Source organism: Paeniglutamicibacter quisquiliarum (assembly GCF_019084045.1).
Lineage (GTDB): Bacteria > Actinomycetota > Actinomycetes > Actinomycetales > Micrococcaceae > Paeniglutamicibacter > Paeniglutamicibacter quisquiliarum.
Map to the genome: position 1 here is coordinate 154,034 of NZ_JAHRED010000008.1, position 24,508 is coordinate 178,541.

21 protein-coding genes and 1 other RNA gene are annotated in these 24,508 nt (G+C 67.3%); 9 read left to right on the forward strand and 13 right to left on the reverse strand.

Translation table 11 applies throughout. From position 1 onward, the window contains the following. Positions 1 to 40: 40 nt before the first annotated feature. Positions 41 to 1,159 (reverse strand): PheS-related mystery ligase SrmL, encoded by a 1,119-nt coding sequence (srmL, locus tag KRR55_RS14935; protein ID WP_217389911.1) that lies wholly within the window; start codon positions 1,157 to 1,159, stop codon positions 41 to 43. A gap of 356 nt (positions 1,160 to 1,515) precedes the next feature. On the opposite strand from srmL, the gene KRR55_RS14940 reads away from it, so the two are divergent. Further along, a complete protein-coding gene (locus KRR55_RS14940; protein ID WP_217389912.1) occupies positions 1,516 to 2,064 on the forward strand; it encodes a GNAT family N-acetyltransferase in 549 nt (182 codons plus the stop codon). A 495-nt stretch (positions 2,065 to 2,559) separates the two neighbouring features. Here KRR55_RS14940 and mnmA read toward each other — a convergent pair whose 3' ends face one another. From mnmA to KRR55_RS14955, 3 genes are all read right to left on the reverse strand, one after another. Further along, entirely contained in the window at positions 2,560 to 3,696 is a 1,137-nt protein-coding gene (gene mnmA, locus KRR55_RS14945) for a tRNA 2-thiouridine(34) synthase MnmA (protein WP_217389913.1), read from the reverse strand. Beyond that, positions 3,693 to 4,928 carry a cysteine desulfurase family protein gene (locus KRR55_RS14950; RefSeq protein WP_336245133.1) on the reverse strand — a complete coding sequence of 412 codons (1,236 nt, stop codon included), beginning with the start codon at positions 4,926 to 4,928 and terminating at the stop codon, positions 3,693 to 3,695. The genes mnmA and KRR55_RS14950 overlap by 4 nt, the downstream gene beginning before the upstream one ends. A gap of 91 nt (positions 4,929 to 5,019) precedes the next feature. Beyond that, positions 5,020 to 5,931 (reverse strand): hypothetical protein, encoded by a 912-nt coding sequence (locus tag KRR55_RS14955; protein ID WP_217389914.1) that lies wholly within the window; start codon positions 5,929 to 5,931, stop codon positions 5,020 to 5,022. Positions 5,932 to 6,064: 133 nt separating this feature from the next. On the opposite strand from KRR55_RS14955, the gene folP reads away from it, so the two are divergent. The 5 genes from folP (at position 6,065) to KRR55_RS14980 (ending at position 10,051) form a co-directional block, all read left to right on the forward strand. Next, positions 6,065 to 7,033 (forward strand): dihydropteroate synthase, encoded by a 969-nt coding sequence (gene folP, locus KRR55_RS14960; RefSeq protein WP_217389915.1) that lies wholly within the window; start codon positions 6,065 to 6,067, stop codon positions 7,031 to 7,033. Then, on the forward strand, positions 7,033 to 7,815 hold the full coding sequence (locus KRR55_RS14965; protein ID WP_217389916.1) for a dihydrofolate reductase family protein: 783 nt from the start codon (positions 7,033 to 7,035) through the stop codon (positions 7,813 to 7,815). The genes folP and KRR55_RS14965 overlap by 1 nt, the downstream gene beginning before the upstream one ends. A 63-nt stretch (positions 7,816 to 7,878) precedes the next feature. Continuing rightward, positions 7,879 to 8,802: a J domain-containing protein gene (locus tag KRR55_RS14970; RefSeq protein ID WP_217389917.1), complete on the forward strand. Its 924-nt coding sequence runs from the start codon at positions 7,879 to 7,881 to the stop codon at positions 8,800 to 8,802. A 96-nt stretch (positions 8,803 to 8,898) separates the two neighbouring features. After that, positions 8,899 to 9,369, forward strand: a complete 471-nt coding sequence (locus tag KRR55_RS14975; protein ID WP_217389918.1) for a tRNA (cytidine(34)-2'-O)-methyltransferase — start codon at positions 8,899 to 8,901, stop codon at positions 9,367 to 9,369. Between the two features lie 124 nt (positions 9,370 to 9,493). After that, positions 9,494 to 10,051: an anti-sigma factor gene (locus tag KRR55_RS14980; RefSeq protein WP_336245134.1), complete on the forward strand. Its 558-nt coding sequence runs from the start codon at positions 9,494 to 9,496 to the stop codon at positions 10,049 to 10,051. A gap of 110 nt (positions 10,052 to 10,161) precedes the next feature. Here the strand turns inward: KRR55_RS14980 and KRR55_RS14985 are convergent, their stop codons facing one another. The 4 genes from KRR55_RS14985 to KRR55_RS15000 all read right to left on the reverse strand — a co-directional run bounded on the left by KRR55_RS14985 (position 10,162) and on the right by KRR55_RS15000 (position 14,661). Further along, positions 10,162 to 10,923 (reverse strand): PIG-L deacetylase family protein, encoded by a 762-nt coding sequence (locus KRR55_RS14985; RefSeq protein WP_336245135.1) that lies wholly within the window; start codon positions 10,921 to 10,923, stop codon positions 10,162 to 10,164. A gap of 3 nt (positions 10,924 to 10,926) precedes the next feature. Beyond that, positions 10,927 to 11,880: an electron transfer flavoprotein subunit alpha/FixB family protein gene (locus KRR55_RS14990; protein WP_217389919.1), complete on the reverse strand. Its 954-nt coding sequence runs from the start codon at positions 11,878 to 11,880 to the stop codon at positions 10,927 to 10,929. 19 nt (positions 11,881 to 11,899) lie between these two features. Further along, positions 11,900 to 12,721, reverse strand: a complete 822-nt coding sequence (locus KRR55_RS14995; RefSeq protein ID WP_217389920.1) for an electron transfer flavoprotein subunit beta/FixA family protein — start codon at positions 12,719 to 12,721, stop codon at positions 11,900 to 11,902. Between the two features lie 344 nt (positions 12,722 to 13,065). Continuing rightward, on the reverse strand, positions 13,066 to 14,661 hold the full coding sequence (locus KRR55_RS15000) for a S1C family serine protease (protein WP_217389921.1): 1,596 nt from the start codon (positions 14,659 to 14,661) through the stop codon (positions 13,066 to 13,068). Positions 14,662 to 14,992: 331 nt separating this feature from the next. Here KRR55_RS15000 and KRR55_RS15005 point away from each other — a divergent pair, with 331 nt between their 5' ends. From KRR55_RS15005 to KRR55_RS15015, 3 genes are all read left to right on the forward strand, one after another. After that, positions 14,993 to 16,993 (forward strand): TPM domain-containing protein, encoded by a 2,001-nt coding sequence (locus tag KRR55_RS15005; RefSeq protein ID WP_254456251.1) that lies wholly within the window; start codon positions 14,993 to 14,995, stop codon positions 16,991 to 16,993. Positions 16,994 to 17,113: 120 nt separating this feature from the next. Continuing rightward, positions 17,114 to 17,854 (forward strand): PspA/IM30 family protein, encoded by a 741-nt coding sequence (locus KRR55_RS15010; protein WP_217389923.1) that lies wholly within the window; start codon positions 17,114 to 17,116, stop codon positions 17,852 to 17,854. Between the two features lie 251 nt (positions 17,855 to 18,105). Next, positions 18,106 to 19,875, forward strand: coding sequence for an HNH endonuclease signature motif containing protein (locus KRR55_RS15015; protein ID WP_217389924.1), 1,770 nt, complete (start codon positions 18,106 to 18,108; stop codon positions 19,873 to 19,875). A gap of 85 nt (positions 19,876 to 19,960) precedes the next feature. On the opposite strand, the gene ssrA is transcribed toward KRR55_RS15015, so the two are convergent. The 5 genes from ssrA to ftsE form a co-directional block, all read right to left on the reverse strand. Further along, positions 19,961 to 20,330, reverse strand: a transfer-messenger RNA (tmRNA) gene (ssrA, locus tag KRR55_RS15020). Positions 20,331 to 20,485: 155 nt separating this feature from the next. Beyond that, a complete protein-coding gene (smpB, locus tag KRR55_RS15025; RefSeq protein WP_217389925.1) occupies positions 20,486 to 20,968 on the reverse strand; it encodes an SsrA-binding protein SmpB in 483 nt (160 codons plus the stop codon). A 56-nt stretch (positions 20,969 to 21,024) separates the two neighbouring features. Then, entirely contained in the window at positions 21,025 to 22,476 is a 1,452-nt protein-coding gene (locus KRR55_RS15030; protein WP_217389926.1) for a peptidoglycan DD-metalloendopeptidase family protein, read from the reverse strand. A 55-nt stretch (positions 22,477 to 22,531) separates the two neighbouring features. Further along, a complete protein-coding gene (ftsX, locus tag KRR55_RS15035; protein ID WP_217389927.1) occupies positions 22,532 to 23,446 on the reverse strand; it encodes a permease-like cell division protein FtsX in 915 nt (304 codons plus the stop codon). Continuing rightward, positions 23,443 to 24,270: a cell division ATP-binding protein FtsE gene (ftsE, locus tag KRR55_RS15040; protein WP_217389928.1), complete on the reverse strand. Its 828-nt coding sequence runs from the start codon at positions 24,268 to 24,270 to the stop codon at positions 23,443 to 23,445. Before ftsE ends, ftsX begins: the two co-directional genes overlap by 4 nt. Positions 24,271 to 24,508 lie beyond the last annotated feature (238 nt).

Below are 24,508 nucleotides of genomic sequence, written 5' to 3' on the forward strand. Positions count from 1 at the left end.
GGCAGGCCCGCTGGTTGGCGCCGACCGCGACCTTGCCGCGCTATTCCGCGATGAGCTCCATGACACTGCCCCGGTGGAGCGCCCTGTAGATGTCGTCGCGCATGAGGTTGGCCTCCAGGGCGGTGAGGGTCCTTTCGATTGGCCGGAGTGTTATGCGAACCAGGGCGTTGGCTTGCCCGGGGTCCAGCTGCAGTCGCTCCCGGGCCGCCTCGGGCAGGTCCTCGTAGTCGGTCAGCCCCAGCAACTCAACGGATTCCAGGTCATCCGACCGGGTCCCCAGCGCCCGGCGGACTTCGTCGCCCAGGACTTCCTCGTCGAAGGATTTCGGGACGACGATGGAGATGTCGCGCCGGATCGAAGGAAGCAGCGAGACAGGTTGCCACGGTTCCAGATGGAGCATTTGGGATCCGATGCGCTGGTCCCGGGCGCGCAGCAGACGTATGTCCGGGATGCCCTTGCGCAGCATCAAGGCCCGGTCCAGGCCCATTCCCAGGGCAAGGCCCGACCACCGTTCCGGGTCGAGTCCCGCATCGGTGAACAAACGGGGCGCCATCATGCCGCATTCGGCAAGTTCCAACCATTCGCTTCCGACCAGGACATCCACTTGCATCCCCTTGGTCGTGTACGGGTGAACGGCCGGCACCGTGCGCCATTTGGCCCCGGGCAGGACCGCGTCGACAAGCACGGCGACCATCGATTCCAGGTCGTCCGGCGTCAGTGCGGTGGATGAAGATATCCGCCAGAGGTCAACCTGGTGGGGTGTGCCGACGTGGGTACGGTCAATGGCGTCCCTGCGGTACACCAGTCCGGGCATGACCACCAGGTCGTCCATGGAGATGGATCGCGGTAGATTCCGCAACAGCGAGGGGACCGACGCCGAGGTGTGGCTCCTGAGCATGACCGAGGGGCTCACATATCGTGAATACCTTTGGTCGCGGGTCACCGTCGACGGGGCGAATCCCAGATTGTCGTAGTTGTCGGTGACCGAAACCAGCGGACTGTCTCGCACCATCCTGGCAGGCACGCCCCAACCATGGGCGAGAACGCTTGTGCATTGCCCCAGCAGCTCTTGCATGGCGTGCGGACCATGTGCAGGATCCGAGAGGTCGCGCAGTGTCAGGGCGTCGTGAAGTTCGTTCGCGGAGAGATACGTTGTCATGGGAAGTCCTTGGTGGGGTTTGGATCGGTGAACAATCCCCCGATCCGCTCCGCCGCCAGGACTTAGGCGCGCGCCACGAAGCCCTCGCGACCGGTAACCGGTCGGGGGCTGGTAAATCGCTGTGGGGTACGCATATCGCCAAGGCTAACAGGCTGCCCGTCCCGGTCCAAGGAACACCTGGCCATGCGCTGAAGGCAAGCGCATGTGCGACGGTGTTTCCGTCCGGCCCGGCAAGTGGTGTCTTGGGCAGAGTCCGCGTCGGCAGTCGGTGGCTGCTGCGCGCGGCCATTTAGCGGGTCGGGGTCTGGTGCGCGAAGCACCGCCACGGGATCATTGCAACGGAGTAGGGTTGCAACGTGCCCACATTGCAGCTCCTGCGAGCCGAACATTTTCCGGCCGTCCTGGCCTTTGAGCTGGCCAACCGCGCCTTCTTCGCTGCCCGGGTCCCCGACCGGGGCGATGCGTACTTCGAAGATTTCGACCACCGGCTCCAGACTTTGCTGGAGGAACAAAACGCCGGAGACGGCGCCTTCTACCTGCTCGTCGACGGGGAAGGCCATGTCTTGGGGCGATTCAATCTGGAGTTCATTGGCGACGGCATTGCAGAACTCGGCTACCGCGTCGCCGAACGGGAGACAGGACGGGGTGTGGCGACAGCCGCCGTTCGTGAAGTCTGCCGACTGGCAGCTGAATCGCATGGCCTACGCGCACTCAGGGCAGTTGCCGCCACCCGGAATCCGGCGTCCCGGAAAGTCCTGACCAAGGCAGGGTTCCTGGCCGCCGGCCAAGCCGACCCGGCAAGTCTCGACGGTCAACCGGGAACCCGCTACTCGCTCGAACTAGGTCGAGCAGGACAGTTTGCCTTGGGTGACCCCACCCGTCCCGATTCCGGGCACAGCGCGTAGTTGCCCTTGTTTCCCGTGGGTCGGATGCCGACCATGGCGATGTCCCTGGCGGCCGTGCTGCCGGTCCCCCTGCGGCGGACTGGTCACGTTCCGGACGGCGCGCAGGGTCCTCGGTTTGGGGAATCTTCACCGGATGGGCACCGACACAGCTGGGTGCCCGGCGGCCTTGATCCTGGACCAGATCGACATCACGCGTGATTTTCCGGCATCGGATGACTCAAGGGCCATGAGGAGTTGGTTGCGGCACTGGCTCATTCGGCCAACGAACTCCGAAGTCGAATGACACCGATGGGCACCCCGTGGGAGCCCCAGCACCATGAACGTGATGCCGGGGCACAACTCATCGGCGGAAAGTTGCCGTGTTCCAATCGGGAAGGATTACGGCGCCAGGCCGAACGCCATTCGGGGGGGGCCGATGGCTGTATTCCGCCTCGTTCAATTTGCCGCCATGTACGGTCCCCCGGGACTTGGCGGCTTCCCGGATGGCAATACCGCTCAGGAGACCAGGCTCGGGTCCCAGGCGGTGGAGCGGGCCGAGTCGATGGTTGCCTGGCCCAGCACGCGGGTGCCCTGGTAGATGACCATGGTCTGGCCCGGGGCGACGCCGCGCATGGGCTCGATGAGCGTGGCCACCAGGACATTGCTGCCGTCTTCCTGCGCCTCGACGCGGGCGCGGGCATCGACCGGGTCCCCGTGCGCGCGCACCTGGACCATGCAGTCGAACTCGGTGCCGGCGGCCGCGTCGGCGATCGGCAGCCCGGCCCAGGAGATCCGGATGCCGCGCAGCTCGTCGACCGCCAGCAGGGCCTCGGGGCCGACGATGACCTTGTTTTCCTTGGGCCGGATCTCGAGCACGAAGCGCGGCTTGCCGTCGGCGGCCGGGGTGCCCAGCTTCAGGCCCTTGCGCTGTCCGACGGTGAAAGCGTGGGCGCCCTCGTGCTCACCCAGGGCTTTGCCCTCCTGGTCGACGATGGCACCGGGTTCCATGTCGATGCGCTCGGCCAGCCAGCCGCGGGTGTCCCCGTCGGGGATGAAGCAGATGTCGTGGCTGTCGGGCTTGTTGGCCACCGAGAGCCCGCGGGCCTCGGCCTCGGCGCGGACCTCTGCCTTCGAGGGGGTGTCGGCCAGCGGGAAGATGCAGTGCTCCAGCTGCTCGTGGGTGAGCACACCCAGCACGTAGGACTGGTCCTTGGCCCAGTCGGCGGCGCGGTGCAGCTCCGGGTTGCCCTCGGAATCGCGGATCACCTTGGCATAGTGCCCGGTGCAGACCGCGTCGAAGCCCAGCGCGATGGCCTTTTCCAGCAGCGCGGCGAACTTGATCCGCTCGTTGCAGCGCATGCACGGGTTGGGGGTGCGCCCGGCCTCGTACTCGGCGATGAAGTCGTCGACCACGTCCTCCTTGAAGCGCTCGGAGAAGTCCCACACGTAGTAGGGGATGCCGAGCACGTCGCAGGCGCGCCAGGCGTCGTTGGAGTCCTCCACGGTGCAACAGCCGCGGGACCCGGTGCGCAGGGTGCCGGGCATGCGGGAAAGGGCCAGGTGCACGCCGACGACCTCGTGGCCTGCCTCGACCGCGCGTGCCGCCGCGACCGCGGAGTCGACCCCGCCGCTCATTGCTGCCAAAACCTTCATCGTGTGAACCCTGTCCCTGCCGTTTGGATGCTGCTGACTTGTGCGGCCATGCCGGCCTTTTTGGCGCGCGCGTATGCCTCGGGCAATGCGGCCACCAACTTCCCAACGTCGGCGGCGCCGGTTGTATGCCCGAGCGTGAAGCGTTGTGCGCCACGTGCCGTCGCCTCGTCCCGGCCCATGGCCAGCAACACGTGCGAGGGCCGCGGCACCCCGGCGGTGCAGGCCGAGCCGGTGGAGGAATGGATCCCGAGCATGTCCAGCACGAAGAGCAGCGAGTCGCCCTCGCAGCCCGGGAAGGTGAAGTGAGCGTTGCCCGGCAGCCGGGTGCCCGCGTGCCCGGGGTCCGCGGTGCCGTTGAACACGGCCTCGGGGACCAGCTGGCGCACTCCCTCAATGAGGGTGTCGCGCAGCGTGGCCAGGCGCTCGGACTCTGCCTCAAGGTTTGCCGCGGCCTGCGTGGCCGCGGCGGCGAACCCGGCTGCGGCAGCTGCATTGAGCGTGCCCGAGCGCAGGGCGCGTTCGTGCCCGCCGCCGTGCTGGACGGGGGTGAGCACCACGTCGCGGCGCACGAAGAGGGCGCCGATTCCCACCGGGCCGCCGATCTTGTGCCCGGAGACGGCCATGGTGGCCAGCCCGGAGCCGGCAAAGTCGGTGGGCACCGAGGTGAAGGCCTGGACCGCGTCGGAGTGCACCGGAATGCCGTGGGCGTCGGCGAGCGCAACAACCTTGGCCACGGGCTGGACGCTGCCGACCTCGTTGTTCGCCCACATGACGGTGACCAGGGCGATGTCGCGGGGGTTTTTCGCAATTTCGCATTCGAGCGCGGCGAGGTCGATGACGCCGTCGGCGTCCACCGGCAGCCAGGTGACCTCCGCCCCCTCATGGGCCTGGAGCCACTCCACGGTGTCAAGGACCGCGTGGTGCTCGATGACCGAACAAATGATGCGGGTGCGCGCGGGGTCCGCGGCGTTCCGGTTCCAGTACAGGCCCTTGAGGGCGAGGTTGTCCGATTCGGTGCCGCCGGAGGTGAAGACGACCTCCGAGGGGTGCGCCCCGGCGGCGGCGGCCAGCTGTTCGCGGGCCTCCTCGGTGACGCGGTGGGCGCGGCGGCCGGCGCCGTGCAGCGAGGAGGGGTTGCCGGTCTGCGCCAGCTCATGGGTCATGGCGGCGAGCGCGGGGCCGGACATGGGTGTCGTGGCTGCGTGGTCTAGGTAAATGGGGCTCGTGGACACCGAACAATTCTAGCCCTGTTGCCGGTTGGGCGGGCGGAGTGATTGCTCACAGCTCCCCGCCCGCCCAACGGTGCACGTCCGGGAGGGAAAGTTAGTTCCCTTCCCCCTGGAAGTACTCCCCCGCCAGTTCCTCCGGGTCGAAGGGTTCGGTGTCGGGCGCAGGCAGTTCGTTGCGGGTGTCCCCCGCCGCATCGAGCCGGGAGTCGGCGTCGACTTCCCAGGCCTCGATGCCGGGGCAGGCCAGCAGGGCGTCGATCAGCCCGCGGCTGCCTCCGACGATGGTGGAGTCCTCATACAGCTCCGTGGACATCAGCCAGGCACGGTCCTCCGGCCAGGCCAGGTTGGGCGACTGGCGCTGTTCGCCCTGGGAGGTCCGTGCCCACAGCGGGCTGGCCAAATCCTGCCCGTCGCCGCGGAAGACGTAGAAGGAGCGGTAGCCGGAGCCGATCTGCAGCGTCGGGGCGTTCCTGATCTCGTCGGAGAATGCCGGGGCCTTCGCCTGGGCGGCGAGCTCCGCGGTGCGCCGCGCGTTCTCCTCCTCGCCCAGTGCGGGGTCCTCCTCGATCACGACCTCGACCTGGTCCCCGCCGTGGATGAACGCCAGGCCGTTCCACAGCGCCAGGTGGATTTCACCGGGGGTACCCGTGTGTGCCGCGAGCAGCGGGGCGATGGCGCGCAATTCGTCGGCGCCCAGGCCGTCCCAGCCCGGTGCCTCGCCCTCCCAGGAGTCCTCCGCCAGCGGCACCCCGTCCTCGCCGATCCCGGAGAGCGCGGCGAACTGCGCCAGGGCGTGCATGGTGCTGCCGCGCCGCTTGGCGATCGCATCCCAGCGCACGGGCTGCCCGTCCGGGCCCATGGCCGGGTGGAAGATCCGCACGTAGGCGGCGAAACCGCGCGGCACCTGCCCGGCCACCAGGTTTGCGGTGTCCGCGTCCCGGCCTTGTTCCTGCAGGGCCTGCACTATCCATGCGCCGGCATCGGGGGCGACGAAGTTCAAAGTCATTAGTACAGGGTACCCAAGCCCGCGCCCGTGGCGCGCCCGGTGGCCCGGAGCCGCCGCCGGGACTCCGTTGTGCCCTCCCAAAGCCTTCTAAAACTGGTATGAATGATCTAACAGATCATTGCAAGGAGCCCGCATGAGCATGTACCTACCCGCACTTCGCCATCCGGTCCACCGCTTCGCGCACCGCAGCATCGATTTCAACACGCAGGTCGCGTTGATGGCGATCATCAACCGCACCCCGGACAGCTTCTACGACTCCGGGGCGACCTTCGCCCTGGGCTCCGCGGTGGACGCGGCCCTTGAGGCAGTCGAGGCCGGTGCCGACTGGATCGACATCGGCGGGGTTCCCTTCTCCCCCGGGCCCGCCCTGTCCTGGCAGGAGGAGGCGCAGCGGATCGTCCCCGTCATCAAGGCGGTGCGCGCGCAAAGCAACGTGATCATCTCCGCCGACACGTTCCTGCCCGAGGTCGCCTCGGCCGCCATGGCAGCCGGCGCGGACGTCATCAACGACACCACCGGCCTGAGCAACCCGGAGCTCGGGCGGGTCGTGGCCGAGGCAGGGGCGCACCTGGTCATCACCCATTCGCTGGCCGCACCGCGCACCGTCTACCCGCGGCCGACCTATGACGACGTGGTGGCAGAGGTCACCGCCTACCTGCGCCGGAAGGTCGACTTCGCCCGTTCCCTGGGGATCGCCGAGGAGAAGATCATCGTGGACCCCGGGCACGACCTGAACAAGAACACGCTGCACACCCTGGCCATCACCGCCGGGTTCGAGGCCATCGCCGCATTGGGCTACCCGAGCCTCGCGGCGGTCTCCAACAAGGACTTCATCGGCGAGTCACTGGACCTGCCCAAGTCCGAACGCACCGCGGGCTCCATGGCGGCGGCCACCATGTGCATCATGAACGGGGCGCGGATCATCCGCATGCACAACATCCCCGAGTCCGTCTCCACCATCCGGATGCTCGAGGCCGCGATGGGCTGGCGCGAGCCGGCCTACCTGGTGCACAACATGGGCGACGTCAATCCCCCCGCGCACCCCGGCCCCGCTTCGGCCCGCCTGGGCTCCGGGCGCCCGGCCGCCCGGGAAGGGGCCTGATGCGCCGCCTGCTGCCGGACCCGGCCCCGGACCTCGACGACGCCGGCGTGCTTGGCTCCTACGCGCCCCCGTCTGGCACCGACCCGTTCGTCCGCTTCAACTTCGTCTCCTCGATCGACGGGGCCGCGACGCTCGGCGGCCTCTCCGGTGGCCTGGGCGCCCGGGCGGACAAGCGCGTGTTCATGCTGCTGCGCCGGTCCGCCGACGTGATCCTGGTCGGCGCCGGAACCGTGCGGGCCGAAGGCTACGACGGGGAGCTGCTCGATGCGGCCTCGCGGGCCTGGCGCCTGGAGCGCGGCATGGCCGAGCGCCCGGTGCTGGCGGTGGTCTCCGGGAGCCTTGGCCTGGACCCCGACGGCGAGCTCTTCACCCGGAACCCCGGCCAGATCCTGGTGCTCACCTCGGGCGCCGCGGACAGCGGACGGGCATCGGCCCTGGGCGCGGTGGCCGAGGTCATCGCCGCCGACGCACCGAGTACCGCCATCGACCCCCGGTGGATCATCGAGACGCTGCACGGCAGGGGGCTGCGCGTGATCCACTCCGAGGGCGGGCCCACGCTCCTTGGCGACTTCCAGCGGGCGGATGCCGTGGACAGCCTCTGCGTGACCTACTCCCCCCTGCTGGTGGCCGGGGACTCGCGCCGGATTTCCCGCGGCACCCCCGCCGACGTGCCCCGGGAAATGGCGCTTCGCCTCTTGTTCGAGGAGGAGGGCAGCCTGCTGGCGGAATACCGCCGCCCCGATTCCGGCACCGGGCGGGACGGGCCAACACCCACCGGCTAACGGTAGGATCGCTTGAGCAACATCGCGCATCGATGCCTGCTCCCCGATCCGAAAGGCAGCCACGTGGCCCAGCGGCAAACCCACTATGAGGTACTGGGCGTTGCCCCCACCGCCAGCGCCACCGAGATCAAGTCGGCCTACCGCCGCGCGGCCCGGCTGACGCATCCGGACCACGGCGGAAACGCCCAGGACTTTGCCCGCGCCACGCTGGCCTACGAGACCCTCATCGACCCGGCGGCCCGCACCCGGTACGACCGCAGCTACGGCACCGAATCAAGCTACCTGCGCGGCAAGGCGCCCGCCCCCGGCCCCGGCGGCGCGGCCGGCGGTGGCTCGATGCGCTTCGAGACCGGCGGCAACCGCCCCGCGGCAACCGACGCCACCGTCTATGTGCCGGGCCTCGAGGAGCCCGGAGCCGTGGACCGGGCGACCTCCGTCCGCCAGGCGCACGGCACCCCGCGCAAGCGCGGGATCTTCGGCGCCCAGGCCCGCCTGGCCCGCGAGAACCGCACCGTGCAATTGCTGACCCGCCAGGTACTGCCCTCGTTGCCCTCCACGCGCCTGGTCAACGGGCTGCACGCCCCGGGCGGCGGCTACATCGACCACGTCCTGCTCGGCGGCTACCGGCTGGCGCTGATCCACTCCATGATGCTGCCCAAGGGCGTGTACCGCTGGGACGGGACCTCGCTGCTGCGTGACGGCAAGCACATCGACCCGCCGCGCATCGCGCCGCTGGTGCACGACATGCAGCGCCTGTTCCCCGAGCTGAACGTCACGGGGTGGACGGTCATCCTGTCCCCGGACGGGAACCTGCACGAACCGGTCATCGACTACGCCCGCGGCGGCGAACCCGGGCCCATGAACGTGCTGAACGTCGTCAACGCCATCAACCTGGTGCGCGAAATGAAGATGTTCCTGGGCACCGGGCCGGCCCCGCATGTGGTGGATCGCACGATTTTGGCCCGCCTGCTGGGCGGAATGTACTAGCCGCGTGCGCCCCCGCGCCCCGCACGGGGCGGGCGGGCCGCGCCACGGACGGGCCCGCTGCCGGCCGCGGGCCCCGCGCACCGTAAACTGGAGTGCGTGTTCCGAATCCTTTTTTACACTCCCGAAATTCCCGGCAATACCGGCAACGCCATCCGCCTGGCCGCGGTCACCGGCGCGCAGCTGCACCTCGTCGAGCCGCTCGGCTTCGACTTCGAGGACTCGAAGCTGCGCCGCGCCGGCCTTGACTACCACGACCTTGCCGTCGTGACGGTCCACAAGGACCTGGCCTCCGCCTGGGAGGCCCTGGCCCCCACCCGCGTCTTCGCGTTCACCTCCGAGGGCGAGACGATGTACACGGACGTTTCCTACGAGCCGGGCGACGTGCTGCTCTTCGGCCCCGAGTCCGTCGGCCTGCCCGCCGAGGTCAAGGCCGATGCCCACGTCACCGCTACGGTGCGCCTGCCCATGTTGGAGGCCCGCCGCTCGCTGAACCTGGCCAACTCGGCCTCCATCGCCGTGTACGAGGCCTGGCGCCAGCACGGATTCGCGGGCACCGGCGCGCGCTAGGCGCCGCCCCTCGCCGGGCAGCCGGGACCCGGCCGGCACACAAGAAACACCTAGGCTTCTGGCCTATGCTTACACGTGGCCTTCCCCGGCCACCCAACTCGATTTCCAAAGGACGGCAACCCTCATGACCGGCATCGATCCCTCCATCCCCGCGCACCGCGGCGACGAGAACGACGAGAACCTCGGCATGGACCTCGTCGACCAGGTTTCCACCCAGGCCGAGCGCCCGGCCCGGCGCCCGCTGAAGCGCTGGATGTTCGTGGTCGCGGCCCTGGCCGTGGTCGTCATCGGCCTCGTCGCCGGGCTGGTGAACCTGATTCCGACCAACTACGTCTCCAAGGTCGAGCGCGCCTCCGACCAGGTTGTCGCGCAGGCGGATCTGGAGGACGGCGGGCACGCGGTGCTCACCACCTCGGCCAAGGCCGACGCCGGCATGGTGGAACTGACCGACCTGCCGCGCCTGGAAGCCAGCGAAACCTACGCGGTGTGGCTCATCGAGGCCTCCACCGACAGGCCCACCCTGCTGGCCAACGTGCTGCCCGACGAGGATCCCATCCGGGAGGGCTTCAACGGCGTCGGGAAGATCGGCTCGGTGATGGTCTCGCTGGAGCCGGCCGACGGCAGCAGCACCGCCCCGAGCACCGAGCCGCTCGCGGTCCTCGACCTCCCCGAGGCCAAGTAGCGCAGTTCCGGCGCCCCCGCGCCGCATACGACCGTGGGCCGGTCTCCCCTTGGAGGGAGACCGGCCCACGGTCGTATGCCGCCGGAATGGCCCGGGGCCCGGTCCGCCGGCTAGAAGCCGGCGATGGTGTCGGCGGCGTTGACCGCGACCACGTGGAAGGCCTCGGCCAGGGCGCCGGGGGCAAGGCCCGCCGCCGCGCCCTGGGCCTCGGACTGGGCGCGCACGTAGCGCTCCATGGCCGGCACGTCGGGGTGCTGGCTCAGGTGCTGGCGCAGCGCCGCAAGCTTCTTCTCGAACACCTGGGTGATCTCCACCCGGTGGTTCTCCCGTTCCGCCGGCGCCCCGTAGAGCCACAGCCACGGCAGCTTGTACGCCGCCAGGCCCGCCTCCAGCAGCTCCGGGTAGGAGAACGGGTTCTCCACCGCAGGGTAGATCGCGCGGGTCACCGCCTCCCCGCATGCCAGGTGGTCGGGGTGCGAGCGCTGGATCCGCTCCCAGTTGCGTTCCGGGTGCATGGCCAGCACCACGTCCGGGCGCAGCGCGCGGATCAGCGCGACGACCTGCTTCATGACGCGGTGGTTGGGCTCCAGGAAGCCGTCGGCCTCTCCCAGGAAGTGCACGGTGTCAACGCCCACCAGGGCCGCGGCGGCACGCTGCTCGGCATGCCGGGTGGCGGTGATCTCCGCCGCGGTGCGCGCGTCGAAGCCGCCGGCGTCCCCGTCGGTCATGATGCAGTACTCGACCTGCACGCCCGCCGCGGTCCACGCGGCCACGGTGCCCGAGGCCCCGAAGTCCAGGTCGTCGGGGTGCGCGCCGAAGCACAGCACCCGCTGCACCCGGTGCACGGCCGGATCAAACAAACCCTGTCCCACGCCCTAGCCCTTGCGCCGGCGGATTTCGGCGGCGGCCTGCGGCAGCACCTGCGCCAGGTCGCCCACGATGCCCAGGTCCGCGATCTCGAAGACCGGCGCGTCGGGGTCCTTGTTGACCGCGATGATGGTCTTGGCTGTCTGCATGCCCGCCTTCTGCTGGATGGCCCCGGAGATGCCGGCGGAGATGTACAGCTGCGGGGAGACCGTCGTGCCGGTCTGCCCCACCTGGGCGGAGTGGTCGATCCACCCGGCGTCGGTGGCCGCGCGCGAGGCGCCCACCGCCGCGCCCAGGGCGTCGGCCAGGTCCTCGACGGGGCCGAAGTCCCCGTCAACGCCGCGGCCCCCGGCCACCACGAAGCGGGCCTCGGAGAGCTCCGGGCGCCCGGTGGCGGTGTGCTCGGCGGTGGCGGTGATGCGCGCCGCGACGGCGGTGTCCCCGAGCTCAAGCTCGTGCACCGGGGCCGCGGCGCCGGCGGCGGGCAGCTCCGCGGGCAGCTCGACGCTGTTGGCCTTCAGCGTGATCAGCGCCGGGCCGCGGGTCACCTGCGCCTTGACGGTGTAGCTGCCGGCGAGCACCGGCTTGGTCACGGTGAGGTCGGCGTCGACGTCGATGGCGTCGGTGATGACCCCTGCGTCAAGGCGCACGGCGGTGCGGGCGGCGATCTCGCGTCCCTCGACGGTGTTGGGCAGCAGCACCGCCGCGGCGTCGGAGGCGCGCACCGCGGCCTCCAGCAGCGACACGGCGGGGGCAATGAGCCCGCTCGCGTCCAGGCCGCCGGCTGCGGCATAGAAGCCGGTGGCGCCGGCGGCGCCAAGCGACGCCAGCGCGGCGTCGTCGGCAGGACCGCCCAGCACCGCGGTGGCCTGCCCCAGGCGGGCGGCAAGGGCCAGCAGTTCGCGCTGCCCCTTGCTCGGAGTGCCGGCGGGGGCGTGGATGTATACCAAGATGTTCGACATGTTTTTCCCCTTGTTGGTGCTAGATCAGCTTGGCGTCGGCCAGGAAGTCCACCAGCGCGATGCCGGCGTCACCGGAATCGGTGATGACCTGCCCGCCCGCACGCGGCGGGCGGGGCGCGGCCTCGAGCACGCGGGTCGCGGACCCGGCGGCGCCAACGGCAGACCCGGCCAGGCCGAGCTCGGCGAGCGTGAGCGTGGTGGTCTTCTTCTTCTTGGCCGCCAGGATCCCCCGGAAGTTCGGGTAGCGCGGCTCGTTGGCCTGGTCGGTGACGGAGACCAGCACCGGAAGCTCCGCCTCCAGCGTCTGCTCCCCGTCCTCGCCCTGGCGCACGCCGGTGACGACGCCGGAGCCGGGGGCGAGCTCCACCTTGGACAGGTTGGTCAGCTGCGCCACGCCCAGGCGTTCGGCCAGCTGCGCGGGGACCAGCGAGGTTTCGGCGTCGGTGGACGCCATGCCGGTGAGCACCACGTCGAAGCCGCCCAGGTGCTTGATGGCGGTGGCCAGCACCAGGGAGGTGGCCCCGGCGTCGGAACCGGCCAGCGCCGGATCACAAATGTGCACGCCCGCGGCTGCCCCCATCTGCAAGGACTTCTTCACGGCGTTTGCCGCCGCCTCCGGCCCCATGGTCATGGCCGTGACGGTGTTGCCGGCCTTGTCCCCGCCGCGGGACTCGGCCAGTGCCAGGGCCGCCTCGATGGCGTACTCGTCGAGTTCCGACAGGACGGAATCCTTGCGGTCAAGCCGCTGCCCCGGGCCGGTCAGGTGCCGCTCGAATTGGACATCGGGAACGTGTTTGACCAACACGAGAATGTTCAAGGGCGTGCCGGTGTTCTGGCTCATTGCTGCCTTTCTGGAAACTTGGACAGATCTGCGTGGGAAACGGCGGCCGGTGCGCACCGGTTGCCGCCAGGGGCGGGCGGGACCGGCCATGTTCCCGGACTCCATCGTATCGGTGCCCGGCACCGTCCGATGGCACGGCCCGGGCACCCCGTGCGGCGGGTTACGCGCCAGGTTCGCGGCACCGACGCGGCAAACGCGGCGTGCCGGCAGCAGAGTCAATCCCCGCCCCGGCACGCCGCGCCCGCCCAGATTTCGCCGCGTTGCGCAGCATTTCGCCGTGTGTCACCCGGCGTCGCCGGCAGTGTTGCGCCATGTGTCGGCCCCGCGGGGGCATCGCCCTGCTATCAGGTGGCCGGGGATTCCCCGACCGTCACCTTCGCCGTGGCCTCGGACCCGCCGCGGGTGTAGTGGATCTCGGCGGTGCCGCCCGCGGGGATTTCGCGGATCGCCGCGGTCAGCGAGGTGCTGTCGGAGATGATGCGGTCATCGACCCCGGTGATGATGTCCCCTTCCCTCAGGCCGGCCTTGGCCGCCGGGCTGTCGGCAACGACCTTCCTGACCTCGGCGCCGACGCTGAAGGAGGAGGATCCGCCGTCCTTCACTGTCGCCGGCTTGGCCATGACCTCGACGCCGAGCATGCCGTGCGAGGCGGTGCCGTCGGCGATGATGTCGTTGGCGATGCGCTTGGCGTAGTCGATCGGGATGGCGAAGCCCACGCCGATCGAGCCGCTGTCCGAGGAGCCCTCGGAGCCGGATCCGGAGGAGGCGATCGCGACGTTCACGCCGATGATGTCGCCGTTGACGTCGACCAGGGCACCGCCGGAGTTGCCGTGGTTGATGGCGGCATCGGTCTGGATCACGTTGATGAAGATCGAGCCCGCGGCCTTGGACCCCTGTTCGTCCGGGACCCCGGGGAACTCGAAGTTGAACTGGTTTCCGTTCCCTTCCTCCTCCGCGCCCTCGCCTTCCTTGGGCACCGCCGAGGAGGCGACCGAGATGGTGCGGTTCAGCGTGGAGATGATGCCGTCGGTGACGGTGCCGCTCAGGCCCAGGGGGGCGCCGATGGCAATGGCGGTATCGCCCACGTTCAGGGTGCCCGAGGCGCCCAGCGTGGCCGGCACCAGGTTCTGCGCGTCGATCTTGATCACTGCCAGGTCCGAGAGCGGGTCGGTGCCCACCAGGGTGCCGTCGTGCACCTTTCCGTCGGAGGTGCGCACGGAGATCGCCGGGCTGCCGGTGGTGCCGCCGAGGGTCACCACGTGCGTGTTGGTGAGGATGTGCCCGGCGGTGTCCAGGATGATCCCGGAGCCCGAGCCGGCTGACCCCGAACCCGAGACGTCCAGGGTCACGACGCTGGGGCTGGCCTTGGCAGCGGCCGCGGTGACCGCGGTGACGTTCTTCGGGTTGTTGATGACCACGTCGCCCTGCGGGGTCTGGGTGCTCGAGGTCACCGTCGATCCGGAAGACGACATCACGTAGTTGGCGCCAACGGCCCCGCCGGCACCCACCAGGGCGGCGGCGACCATGCCCACGATCAGGGCGCCGGAGGTGAACTTCTTCGGCGCGTTGTTCCGTGCCGGGGGCACGGGGAGCGCGAAGGCGGAGGCGTGTTCCTCGGGAGTCGGGGTCCCATAGGGCGAGTCGGCGTGCGCCGGCGGCGTGTTCCACGCGTGTGGCGGTGCCGGCTGCTGGGCGGGTTGCTGCGGTTGCGCGCCGGGCGCGGATTCCTGCCCGTGCTCACCGGTGTGGCGCGGCAGTGCCTGGGTTGGGTCGGCTGCACCGTCGATCCTGGCCACCGGCGCCTGTGGGTCGGCCGCGGCATCCGGCGCGCTGGCCGGGGTGGTTGGCGGTGCCACGGGGCGCGGCGGCACAGCCCCGGACTCGGGCTGCGATTCGCCGTCGGCCGGGGTGCCCGGGTTCTTTGACTCGTTCTCGCTCATGGCTCTGCTTCCCATCCTGAAGGTGGACAATCCTGCGTTTCCTGGTATCAACTATGCCCGTTTGGGCTGTGGCGGCGAAAAGGAAGACCTGAGTGTCAGCTGTGAGAATGCGCTATTCCGCAACCCCCTGCCCGATGCACCGGCGATTCTGTGGACTCGCGCCGATCGCACCCATAGAATCAACATCGACAGCAGAAACCGGAAAGTTGCGAGTATCCATGCTCCCGGCCCGGTGCCTCTGCGGCCGACCATGCAAGGGTGAAGGAAAAATATGAAGTCGCTCCCCCGGCGGATGGCAGTTGTTGCCTCCGCAGGAATCTTGTCCCTGTTCATGCTTGCACAACCGGCCTCGGCCGACTCCCCGGTGCAGATTCCCCCGGGCGAATTCGTGGTGGACCAGGCGCGGGTTCTGGGGTCCGACGCCACCGAGGTGACCGACGCGGTGAACCAGCTGCGCCTTGACACCGGGCAGTCGCTCTTCGTGATCTACGTTGACACCTTTTCCAATCCCGACGACCCCGACGACTGGGTTCGCGAGGTGGCCGCGAACAAGCAGATGGGCAGCAGCGACTCGGTCCTGGCCATTGCGGTCGAGCAGCGCCAGGCGCGGTTCGTGTCCCAGGAGAATGGCGACATCGTCGAACACGACCAGGAAATCTTCACCAAGCTGGTCAGTCCGCAATTGTCGCGTGACGACTGGGCCGCCGCGGCACTCGGCGCCGTCACCGGCATCGAGAACGTCGCCGAGGGCAACACGCCCACCGGGGAAGAGGCGCCGAGCGGTTCCGAGGGCTCGGGCGGATCCGGCGGCGGCGCCGGATGGATCCTGGTCGGCGGCGTCGCGGTCGTCGGCGGCGCCACCGCGTGGGCGCTGGCGCGCCGCAAGAAACTGCCGGCCGGTCCCCCGCAGGTGGCCACGGGCCCCGACGGCAAGCCGCTGGACCCGTTCGCATCGCTCAGCATCCCCGACCTGCGCACCAAGGCCGGCAGCCTGCTCATTGCCGCCGACGACGCCATCCGTTCCTCCGAGCAGGAGGTCGGCTTCGCGCAGGCGCAATTCGGCGAGGCGGCAGTCAAGCCCTTCGCCGAGGACATCGAGGCGGCCAAGGCCCACATGTCCGAGTCCTTCAAGTTGCAGCAGCAGCTCGACGACCACATCCCCGACACCGAGGCCGACCAGCGCTCCTGGCTCGGGGAGATCATCCGCCGCTGCGAGGCGGTGAACGAAACCCTGGAGGCGCACACCGAGGAATTCGCGTCGCTGCGCGAACTCGAGAAAAACGCCCCCGAGGCGGCCGCCTCGCTCAAGGCGCAGATCGACCCGATGCGCCAACGCGTCAGCTTGGTCCAGGACCAGCTCACCGAGCTCGCCGCCCGCTACACCGACGGTGCGCTGCACCAGGTCCACACCAACATCGCCGAGGCCACCGACCGGCTGGACTTCGCCAACACCGCGGTGCTCACCGCGGAGGCGAAGATCGCGGCCTCCGAATCATCCGAGGCCGCCGTGGCGGTGCGCGCCGGCGAGGACGCCGTGCACCAGGCCACCGTGCTGCTTGACGCTGTGGCCCATGCCGGGGACGACCTCGACAAGGCCCGGGCCGACCTCGAGTCCCTCGTTTCCACCGCCGCCAAGGACCTGGCCCAGGGCCGCGCCCTGGTCGCCAACGGCTCCAACCCCGAGCTTGCGGGTTCCGTCGCCGTCCTGGAGGCCGCGCTTTCCTCGGTCCAGTCCCAGGTAGGCAGCGGCCGGGTGGACCCGGTGGCCCTCGTTGCGGAGGTCGACGCGGGACTGCGTCCGCTCAATGAGCAGCTGAACCAGATCCGCGACCAGCAGGAACGCGCCAACCGTGCCGCCGAGTCGCTGCAGGCGGCCATCCGCACCGCGCAGATGAAGATCAGCGGCACCGACGACTTCATCCGGGCACGGCGCGGCGGAGTCGGCGCCACGGCGCGCACCCGCCTGGCCGAGGCCCAGCGCAACCTCGAGGAGGCCCTGCGCCTCGCTCCCTCGGACCCGCTCAATGCCCTGTCCCATGCCGAGCACGCCTCCGCACTGGCCGACCAGGCAGCACGCGAGGCGGAAAGCGACGTCGACGGCTTCGGCGGCGGTTTCGGCGGCGGCGGCTTTGGCGGTGGACGCGGCGGAGGCAGCGGGCTGGGCGGTGCCATCCTCGGCGGCATCCTCATCGATTCCATCCTGCGCGGCGGTTCGCACTCGGGGGACTCCGGCGGAGGCCTCTTTGGCGGCGGCGGCTTCGGCGGCTTCGGCGGGGGCGGCGGCGGAGGGTTCGGCGGCGGCTTCGGCGACGGAGCGGGCGGCAGCTTCTAGGGGCCGGCCTGCAGCACGGACCCCGGGCGGGCCCGTTCCAAAGATTGCAGCACTGCGGTTCCGGAACCCGGAAGCGCGACAGGGAAAAGTTCAACAAGTCAGTCAACGAAAGGTCTCACCGTGGTAAAGCAGTCTATTTTTGGTCGTGTAGCCCAGCTGGCCAAGGCCAACATCAACGCCATGCTCGATTCGGCGGAAGATCCGCAGAAGATGCTCGACCAGATGGTGCGCGACTACACCGACAACATCGCCGAGGCCGAAACGGCGGTGGCGCAGACCATCGGCAACCTGCGCATGATCGAGGAAGACTACACCGAGGATGTCCAGGCCGCCTCGGACTGGGGCAACAAGGCGCTGGCTGCCTCGGGCAAGGCGGACGAGTTCCGTTCCTCCGGCGACGGCGCAAACGCCGACAAGTTCGATTCGCTGGCCAAGGTCGCCATCCAGCGCCAGATGCAGGCGGAGGCGGAGGCGAAGTCGGCCGAGCCGACCATCACCTCGCAGCGTGACATCGTGGATAAGCTCAAGACCGGCCTGGACGCCATGAAGTCCAAGCGCCAGCAGCTGGTCTCCAAGCGCGACGAACTCGTTGCCCGTGCCAAGTCCGCCCAGGCGCAGAACCAGGTGCAGGAGGCCGTGAAGAGCATCGACATCATGGACCCCACCAGCGAGGTCAGCCGCTTTGAGGAAAAGATCCGCCGCGAGGAAGCCCGCGTGCGCGGCGCCGCCGAGCTTGCCTCCTCCTCGCTCGACGCCCAGTTCAACTCGCTGGAGGACCTGGGCGAGCAGACCGAGATCGATGCCCGCCTCGCCGCGCTGAAGGCTCCGAAGGCCGCGCCTTCGATCACCACCGGCGAATAGCCCCGCCGGACCGATCTTCGACCGTCACCTGCGGGCTGGCGCCTGAGGGGGCGGACGGAGGCGACACCCCGGCATCATGCCCGGGGTCCCGCCACCGTCCGCCCCCTTTTTTGCTGCCCGGATGCTTCCCCGCACAAATTGGAGGCACGGCTGGCGCCGGGTCGGCTGGATGACCGGCCGGATCACGTTGTTGTCCACAGATTTCCACCGGGTCTGGAAACCCGGCCGCGTCATCGGCCATGCTCAATGGCATGCACAACGACGAGTACTTTCGGATCTCTAGCCCGGGCCGAGGGCACGCCGGCCCAGGCCAAGGTCGCACATCGGGCGGGGCGGATCGCCTGCGCTCGCTGCTCGCCGCGCAGGACTACTTCGTCGCCACCGCCACGGAGCTGTCCGCCGCGGCGAGCTCCCCCACCGAGGCCGCAGCGCTTGCGCTGATAATTGAGCAGGCCCACCGGCGCGCTTCCTACCTGCAGATCCTCGCCGCCCAAGGTGCCCGGAAGACCCTCGCGCATGAGCTGCCCCTCGAAACCCTGGAGCAGCTCTCCGCGGCGATCACCTCACCGGCCCCGTTCCTCGCAGGTGAGGTGGAGCTCCCGGCGGATCCCGCGACCACACCGACCGGACGGCTGCCCCATAAGGACACCGCCGACCTGCTGCAACACTTGTTGGGGACCGGCTACTTCGAGGCCCGCGATCGCGTCAAGGCCGCGGACGCGCTCCTCCCCCAGACGGATGTCAACGGGATCGGCCGCGCGGCGCGCTATCCGCAGCTTTCAGCCGATGCCCAGGCAGGGACGATCGATCCCAGGCATGCAATGCAGGCCGCGAGAAAGCTCGACAAGGCCGCGCCCGTCATCCGAAAACAGCCCGATCCCGCGCAGCTGTCCCGCATCCTGGAGTCCCAGGTCCTGGAGTCATTGCACACCCAGGGTCCGCAATCCACCGGCAAGTTGATCACCGCCTGGCAACGCACCCTCGAGGAGTCCGCCCCCGGCGAGCCCGATGCCGAAGAGATCGGCGCCAAGACCGGGATCTTCCTCACCCGGCGCACGGAACACTTCTCGTACTTCAGCCTCTGCATGCTCAATGTCGAGGCTGAAATCTTCCTGTCGCACTTCGCGAACGCCGACAACCCCCGCACCGCCGCCGGCAACCGCGAGGCTCTTGCCCGCGACGCTGCCAACCGCGCCGGGACTCCGGCGGCAAACGGCTCCGACAACGTTGGGGAGGACGACGACGCACCCCGCCTCCCCGCTTGGGCAGCCGACCCGACGACCCCGGTTGGCGAACGCCCCCGCGCCGCCTACACGGACCTCGGCATGGCGGCGGGCCAAGGACATACGTCGGCATCTTCAGCGCAGGGCCCACGGGCCGCAGAGCCCTCCGTTGACTGGCAACCGAACTCTCCGGGAGGCGACGGGCTCACACCGGCTCGGCGCCGCCTGCAGTCAATCCTCAACGTCCTGCGAAGAGTCGGGGAAAGCACCGGGAAGAACTGCAAGGGCCTTGCCCGGTCCACCTTGGTGGTCCATTGCCAACTCGAAACCCTCCTGGGTCTGGCCGAGCGGGCCGGCATCACTTCCCACGGACTGGATGTCAGTCCGGGCGAGCTCAGGCGACTGCTGTGCGATGCCGGCGTATTGCCCATCGTTTTCAACAGCAAAAGCCAGATCCTCGATCTTGGTCGCGAACAGCGCTACGTGCCCGAACACATTCGAGAAGCGGTTCTGGCCAGGGACGGCGGTTGCCTGGTTCCGGGATGCACGGTGCCGCCCGAACACTGCGAAATCTGCCATATAGATGCGTGGGAAGACGGCGGGGTCACCAGTGCAGAAAACTCCGGTCCGGCCTGCAGCGCCCACCACCATGATTTCCATTCCGGAAAGCTGGGTCTGGTCCGGGACGGCAATGGCTTGCCGGCGGTCTTGTTGCCCAAATATCTCGACCCAGAACAACTTCCGAGACGCAACGACCATTGGCAACGGAGACGGCAAACCATACCCACATTGTTCTAGGCGGCTCGACTGCTATGCCCCAGATCGGACGTGCATGGTTAACGCAAGAAAGGCCCTGCAGATCCGAAAATCCGCAGGGCCTTCATTGTGGAGATGGGGAGAATTGAACTCCCGTCCGATGTGGTGTTGCCAGGTCTTCTCCGGGCGCAGTTTGCGTTGGAATTTCTCTGCCCCAGTCGTCATGCAAACAAGCGGCTGGTCCGGGCACAGTTACCTAAATTATGCGAGTTGTTCCGGTAACACTAACTTCCCGCAGTGGCTATCTAAATGACGTAAGGAACAGGGGCGATAGCATCCCCTGGCTTACGGACTGTCTGGCTGCTTAGGCAGCGAGAGCGAAGTCAGTGCGCTTTGAGTCGGCACTTATTGTTTTGCAAAGAGCGTTTACGAGATAACTTTGCATCCTCGGCCCGCTTCACATGTCGCGACTCACACCGTCGAAACCGATCATCCCCGTATTTTGTTGTCAACGGGCAACTTGCGTCACCCCAACCACACGGATTAACCGCGTGCATCTAGTCTAACGCACAATCGCCCCACGTCTATTCCCCGTCGGCTTCCGCCCAATCGGTGCAGGCAGACGGTGAATTTCGGCCTAGGCAGCGAGCAGTTACTCGCGCGCTCCTCGATTGCGTTCCCGCATGGTGCGCAGGGCCTCGCGGTTGTCCTGCTTCTCACGCAGGCTCTGGCGCTTGTCGTATTCCTTCTTGCCGCGCGCCACACCGATTTCGATCTTGGCGCGCCCGTTCTTGAAATACAGGCTCAGCGGAACGATTGTGAGACCGGATTCGTTGATCTTGCGTTCGATCTTCAGTAGCTCCTGGCGATGCAGGAGCAGCTTGCGACGCCGTCTTGCTGCGTGGTTTGTCCACGAGCCATTGAGGTATTCCGGAATGTAGACGTTCTCCACGTACAACTCATTGCGGTAGAACTGGCCGAATCCATCAACCAGCGATGCCTTGCCCTCACGTAGGGACTTCACCTCGGTGCCGCTAAGCACCATTCCGGCTTCGTAGGTATCGAGAATCTCGAAATCATGTCGGGCCTTGCGGTTGCTGGCAACAATCTTCTGTTCCGGGTCTTTTTTAGACACGTGGTCAACTCCTCTCCGCGAGTGGTTTCGCCACTTGGCGAGCTTATAGCTTACCGCTAGAGAAGTCCCAATGGGTTGACGGCCGCACCGTTGACAATGGTTTCAAAGTGCATGTGGCAACCGGTGGAGTTGCCCGTCGTGCCGACATACCCGATCAACTGGCCCTGATTCACGTTCTGGCCGACTCCGACCACGACGCGTTGCATGTGGTGGTAGTTTGTGGCCAGTGCCCTGCCCTTGACCACGCCATGGCTGATGGTGACCTTGTTTCCGGAGCTTCCGCCCCAACCGGCCATCCAGACTTCGCCGTCCGCGGCGGCAAACACCGGCGAGCCGCATTGACCGCCGAAGCCCCAGTCGACCCCGGCGTGTACGTAGCCACCCCGCCCGCCGTAGTCGATGGTTCCGGCGGGGGTTGGCCGCCAGCCAAAGCCCGAGGTCTGCCGTCCACCGGAAACCGGCTTGACAAGGCCCCAGGAACTGCGCTCCGGCACGGCCTGCGGCGCAGGGGCTACATACTTGGGCTTGACGTACGTGTTCTTTTTCTTCTGGCGCGCGGCTTCTTCCCTGGCTTCCTTCGCCCGGGCCGCTTCCTCACGTTCCCACTTGGCCTTCGCTTCAGCAATACGCTTGCGCTCGGCCTCCGCCGCCTTGCGCTTGCGCTCGGCTTCCTCGCGGATCAAGCGCTCTTGACGTTCCTTGATCTGCCCGTTGATCTTTACCTGGTTCGCTTCCTCGGCGCGCAGTTTCTGCTGGATACGCGGACGCTGGGCCAGCAGTTCGGCGCTCAAGGCATCGGTCTGGGAGATGATCCCATCGAGCTGCTTCTTCTTGGACTCGGCATCATCTCGGGCAACTTGCTCACGCGCCAGTGCCGCATCGGCGGCGGCCTTGAGATCGGTGATCTCGGCTTCCACCGCAGCCAGTCGCAATTTCGCATTGGCGTCTGTCGCCGACTGTTCTGACAAGGCATCGAGAGCGGCATTCTGTGACCGCATGGCCTGGTCGGCAAGATCCATGCCGGCCGCCAGATTGCCGTCGGATGTGGCGTTCAACAGGAGGGAAAGATCGGAGGAAACACCTCCGCGCTTATAGGCTTCCGTTGCTATCTGCCCGATGATTTCCTTGGAATCCTCGAGCTTCGCCTTGCCCTCGGCAATCTTCACGTTTAGCTGGTCGCGCGTTTCGCGGGCCGCCTGGACCCTTCGGGCAAGATCGGCTGCCTCATCGGCTGCCCGGCGCACCCTGCCCTGGGCATCGGCCAAGGCTTGTTCTGCACCGGGAAGCTGTGCCTGCAACCCACGAAGCTTGGCATCGGTGACCTTGATGTCGTCGTCCAGGACCTCCAGGTCCTCGGATAGGTGGTCGATGTTCTGTTCAACCTGAACCTTGCGGTCATCTAGCTCATCGGCGTGGGCGCCTACGCCTCCGGAAACCAAGAGTGCGATCGACAACGCACCCACCGTTCCCGAACGCGCCATTCGGCACCATACTGCTTTGGCTAACATAAATGTCCTTTGAGTCTTCGGTGGTGAACTGAATCTTTCATAAGTAAGTGACGCACTAAACCTTCAAGTACCGCCGTAAGGTTACCAACGACGATACACCAGCCAAAACCACACCCAGCAGAATCAGCCACGGCGCGACCAGGAAAACTTCTCCAGTGGATATGAAGGCCGTGTCCTTGTATTCAAGGGCAAGCTTGTCATCGATGAGGAACCTCACCGCCGCCCACAGGACGCCGCAGGCTAGCAGCGCACCGATCAGTGCCGAGATGACGCCCTCCAAGACGAATGGCAATTGGAGCGATGACTTCGACGCGCCGACCAGGCGCATGATGCCTGTTTCGCGGCGGCGCAAATAGGCCGACAAACGAATCGTCGTGCCAACCAACAACACCGCACACAGGATCATGACCCCGGCAATACCGATGGCAACGAAGGAAGCGATGTTGATGATGGAGAAGATCTTTTCGAGCAGCTCCCGCTGGTCAACCACCACGTCGACGCCGTCCATCGACGAGAAGAGTTCCTTGATGATCTGGTATTTTTCCGGATCAACCAGGGAAACCCGGAACGATTCCGGAAGTTGGTCAGCGGTCACGGTTTCACTCATCGAAGAGTTCTCGAACTGTTCCCGGAAATGGGTGAGGGCTTGGTCCTTCGATTCATATTCGAAGTTGTCCACGTACGGCTTGACTGCCGCCGAACCGAGCATTGAATCGATTTCGCCACGTTGGTCGGCCGTTACCGCGCCCTCTGCGCAATTGGTGCCTTCGTTGTGTTCACCGCATAGGTAAATGGCTACCTGGACCTTGTCGTACCAGTAGCCCTTCATTTGCGTGATCTGCATCTGCATGAGTGCAGCGGTGCCCACGAACGTCAACGATATGAACGTAACCAAGACGACTGAAACCACCATGGAGAGGTTTCGGCGGAGGCCAGTGCCTACTTCGCCGAGAATAAATCCGAGTTTCATGGCATATCGTCCTCAGTGTCAAACGGCGCGAAGGCCTGGCTACGGTCCGAGGGTTTGTGCCAAGTGCTGTGGTCTGCCTGGCGCAATTCGCGTGTGCCGTCCTGATTGATCACGGGGATCATCGAGGTGTATTCGCCGGCGCTTTCGTCGCGCATGATTTTGCCCAGGGAAAGTTCAACGACGCGCCGACGCATCGAGTTAACGATTCCGTCATCGTGCGTGGCCATGAGGACCGTGGTGCCGTTTTGGTTGATCCGGTCCAAGACGTTCATGATTCCGACGCTCGTGGCCGGGTCAAGGTTGCCGGTCGGCTCGTCGGCGAGCAGGATTTGTGGCTTGTTGGCAATGGCACGGGCAATGGCCACACGCTGCTGTTCGCCGCCGGAAAGCTCATCCGGTTGGCGCTTTTCCTTGCCTTCCAGCCCCACGAGCTTCAATACCTCCGGGACGTGGTCACGGATTGCGCTTCGGCTCTCCCCCACTACCTGCATGGCAAAGGCAACGTTTTCAAAAACATTCTTCTGCGGCAGCAGGCGGAAATCCTGGAATACGACGCCGATGCCGCGACGCAACTTGGGTACACGCCACGAGGGAATGCGGGCAACGTTTTGCCCTGCAACGTGAACGGATCCTCCGGTGGCGACTATTTCGCGCAAGATCAGCCGGAGGAAGGTGGATTTGCCGGAGCCCGAGGCACCAACAAGAAACGCGAAGTCACCACGGTCAATTTCAATGCTTACGTCGTCGAGGCCAGGGCGCGCGTTTTCCGAGCCAAGGCGTGACTTTTGGTCATAGACCATCGTGACGTTTTCGAATCTAATCATCGCAGCTCTGCCCGCGGGATCGCCGGCGCATGATCCAGGCACGGGACTTTGTTGAAGGAAGTTGCAAAGCCAGCTCTTGCACTCTATCGGGCCGGGTGGCGCGCAGTCGGCACAAAAAGCGGGTGTGTCACGAATCTGTGAGCCAGGTGAACGCCCGCTGCGTGACAGACACCGGGTGCGGGGGCATCGCCCGGCGCGACAATCACCCGTGGGGCAGGACGTCGGGCGGAGCCTCGAC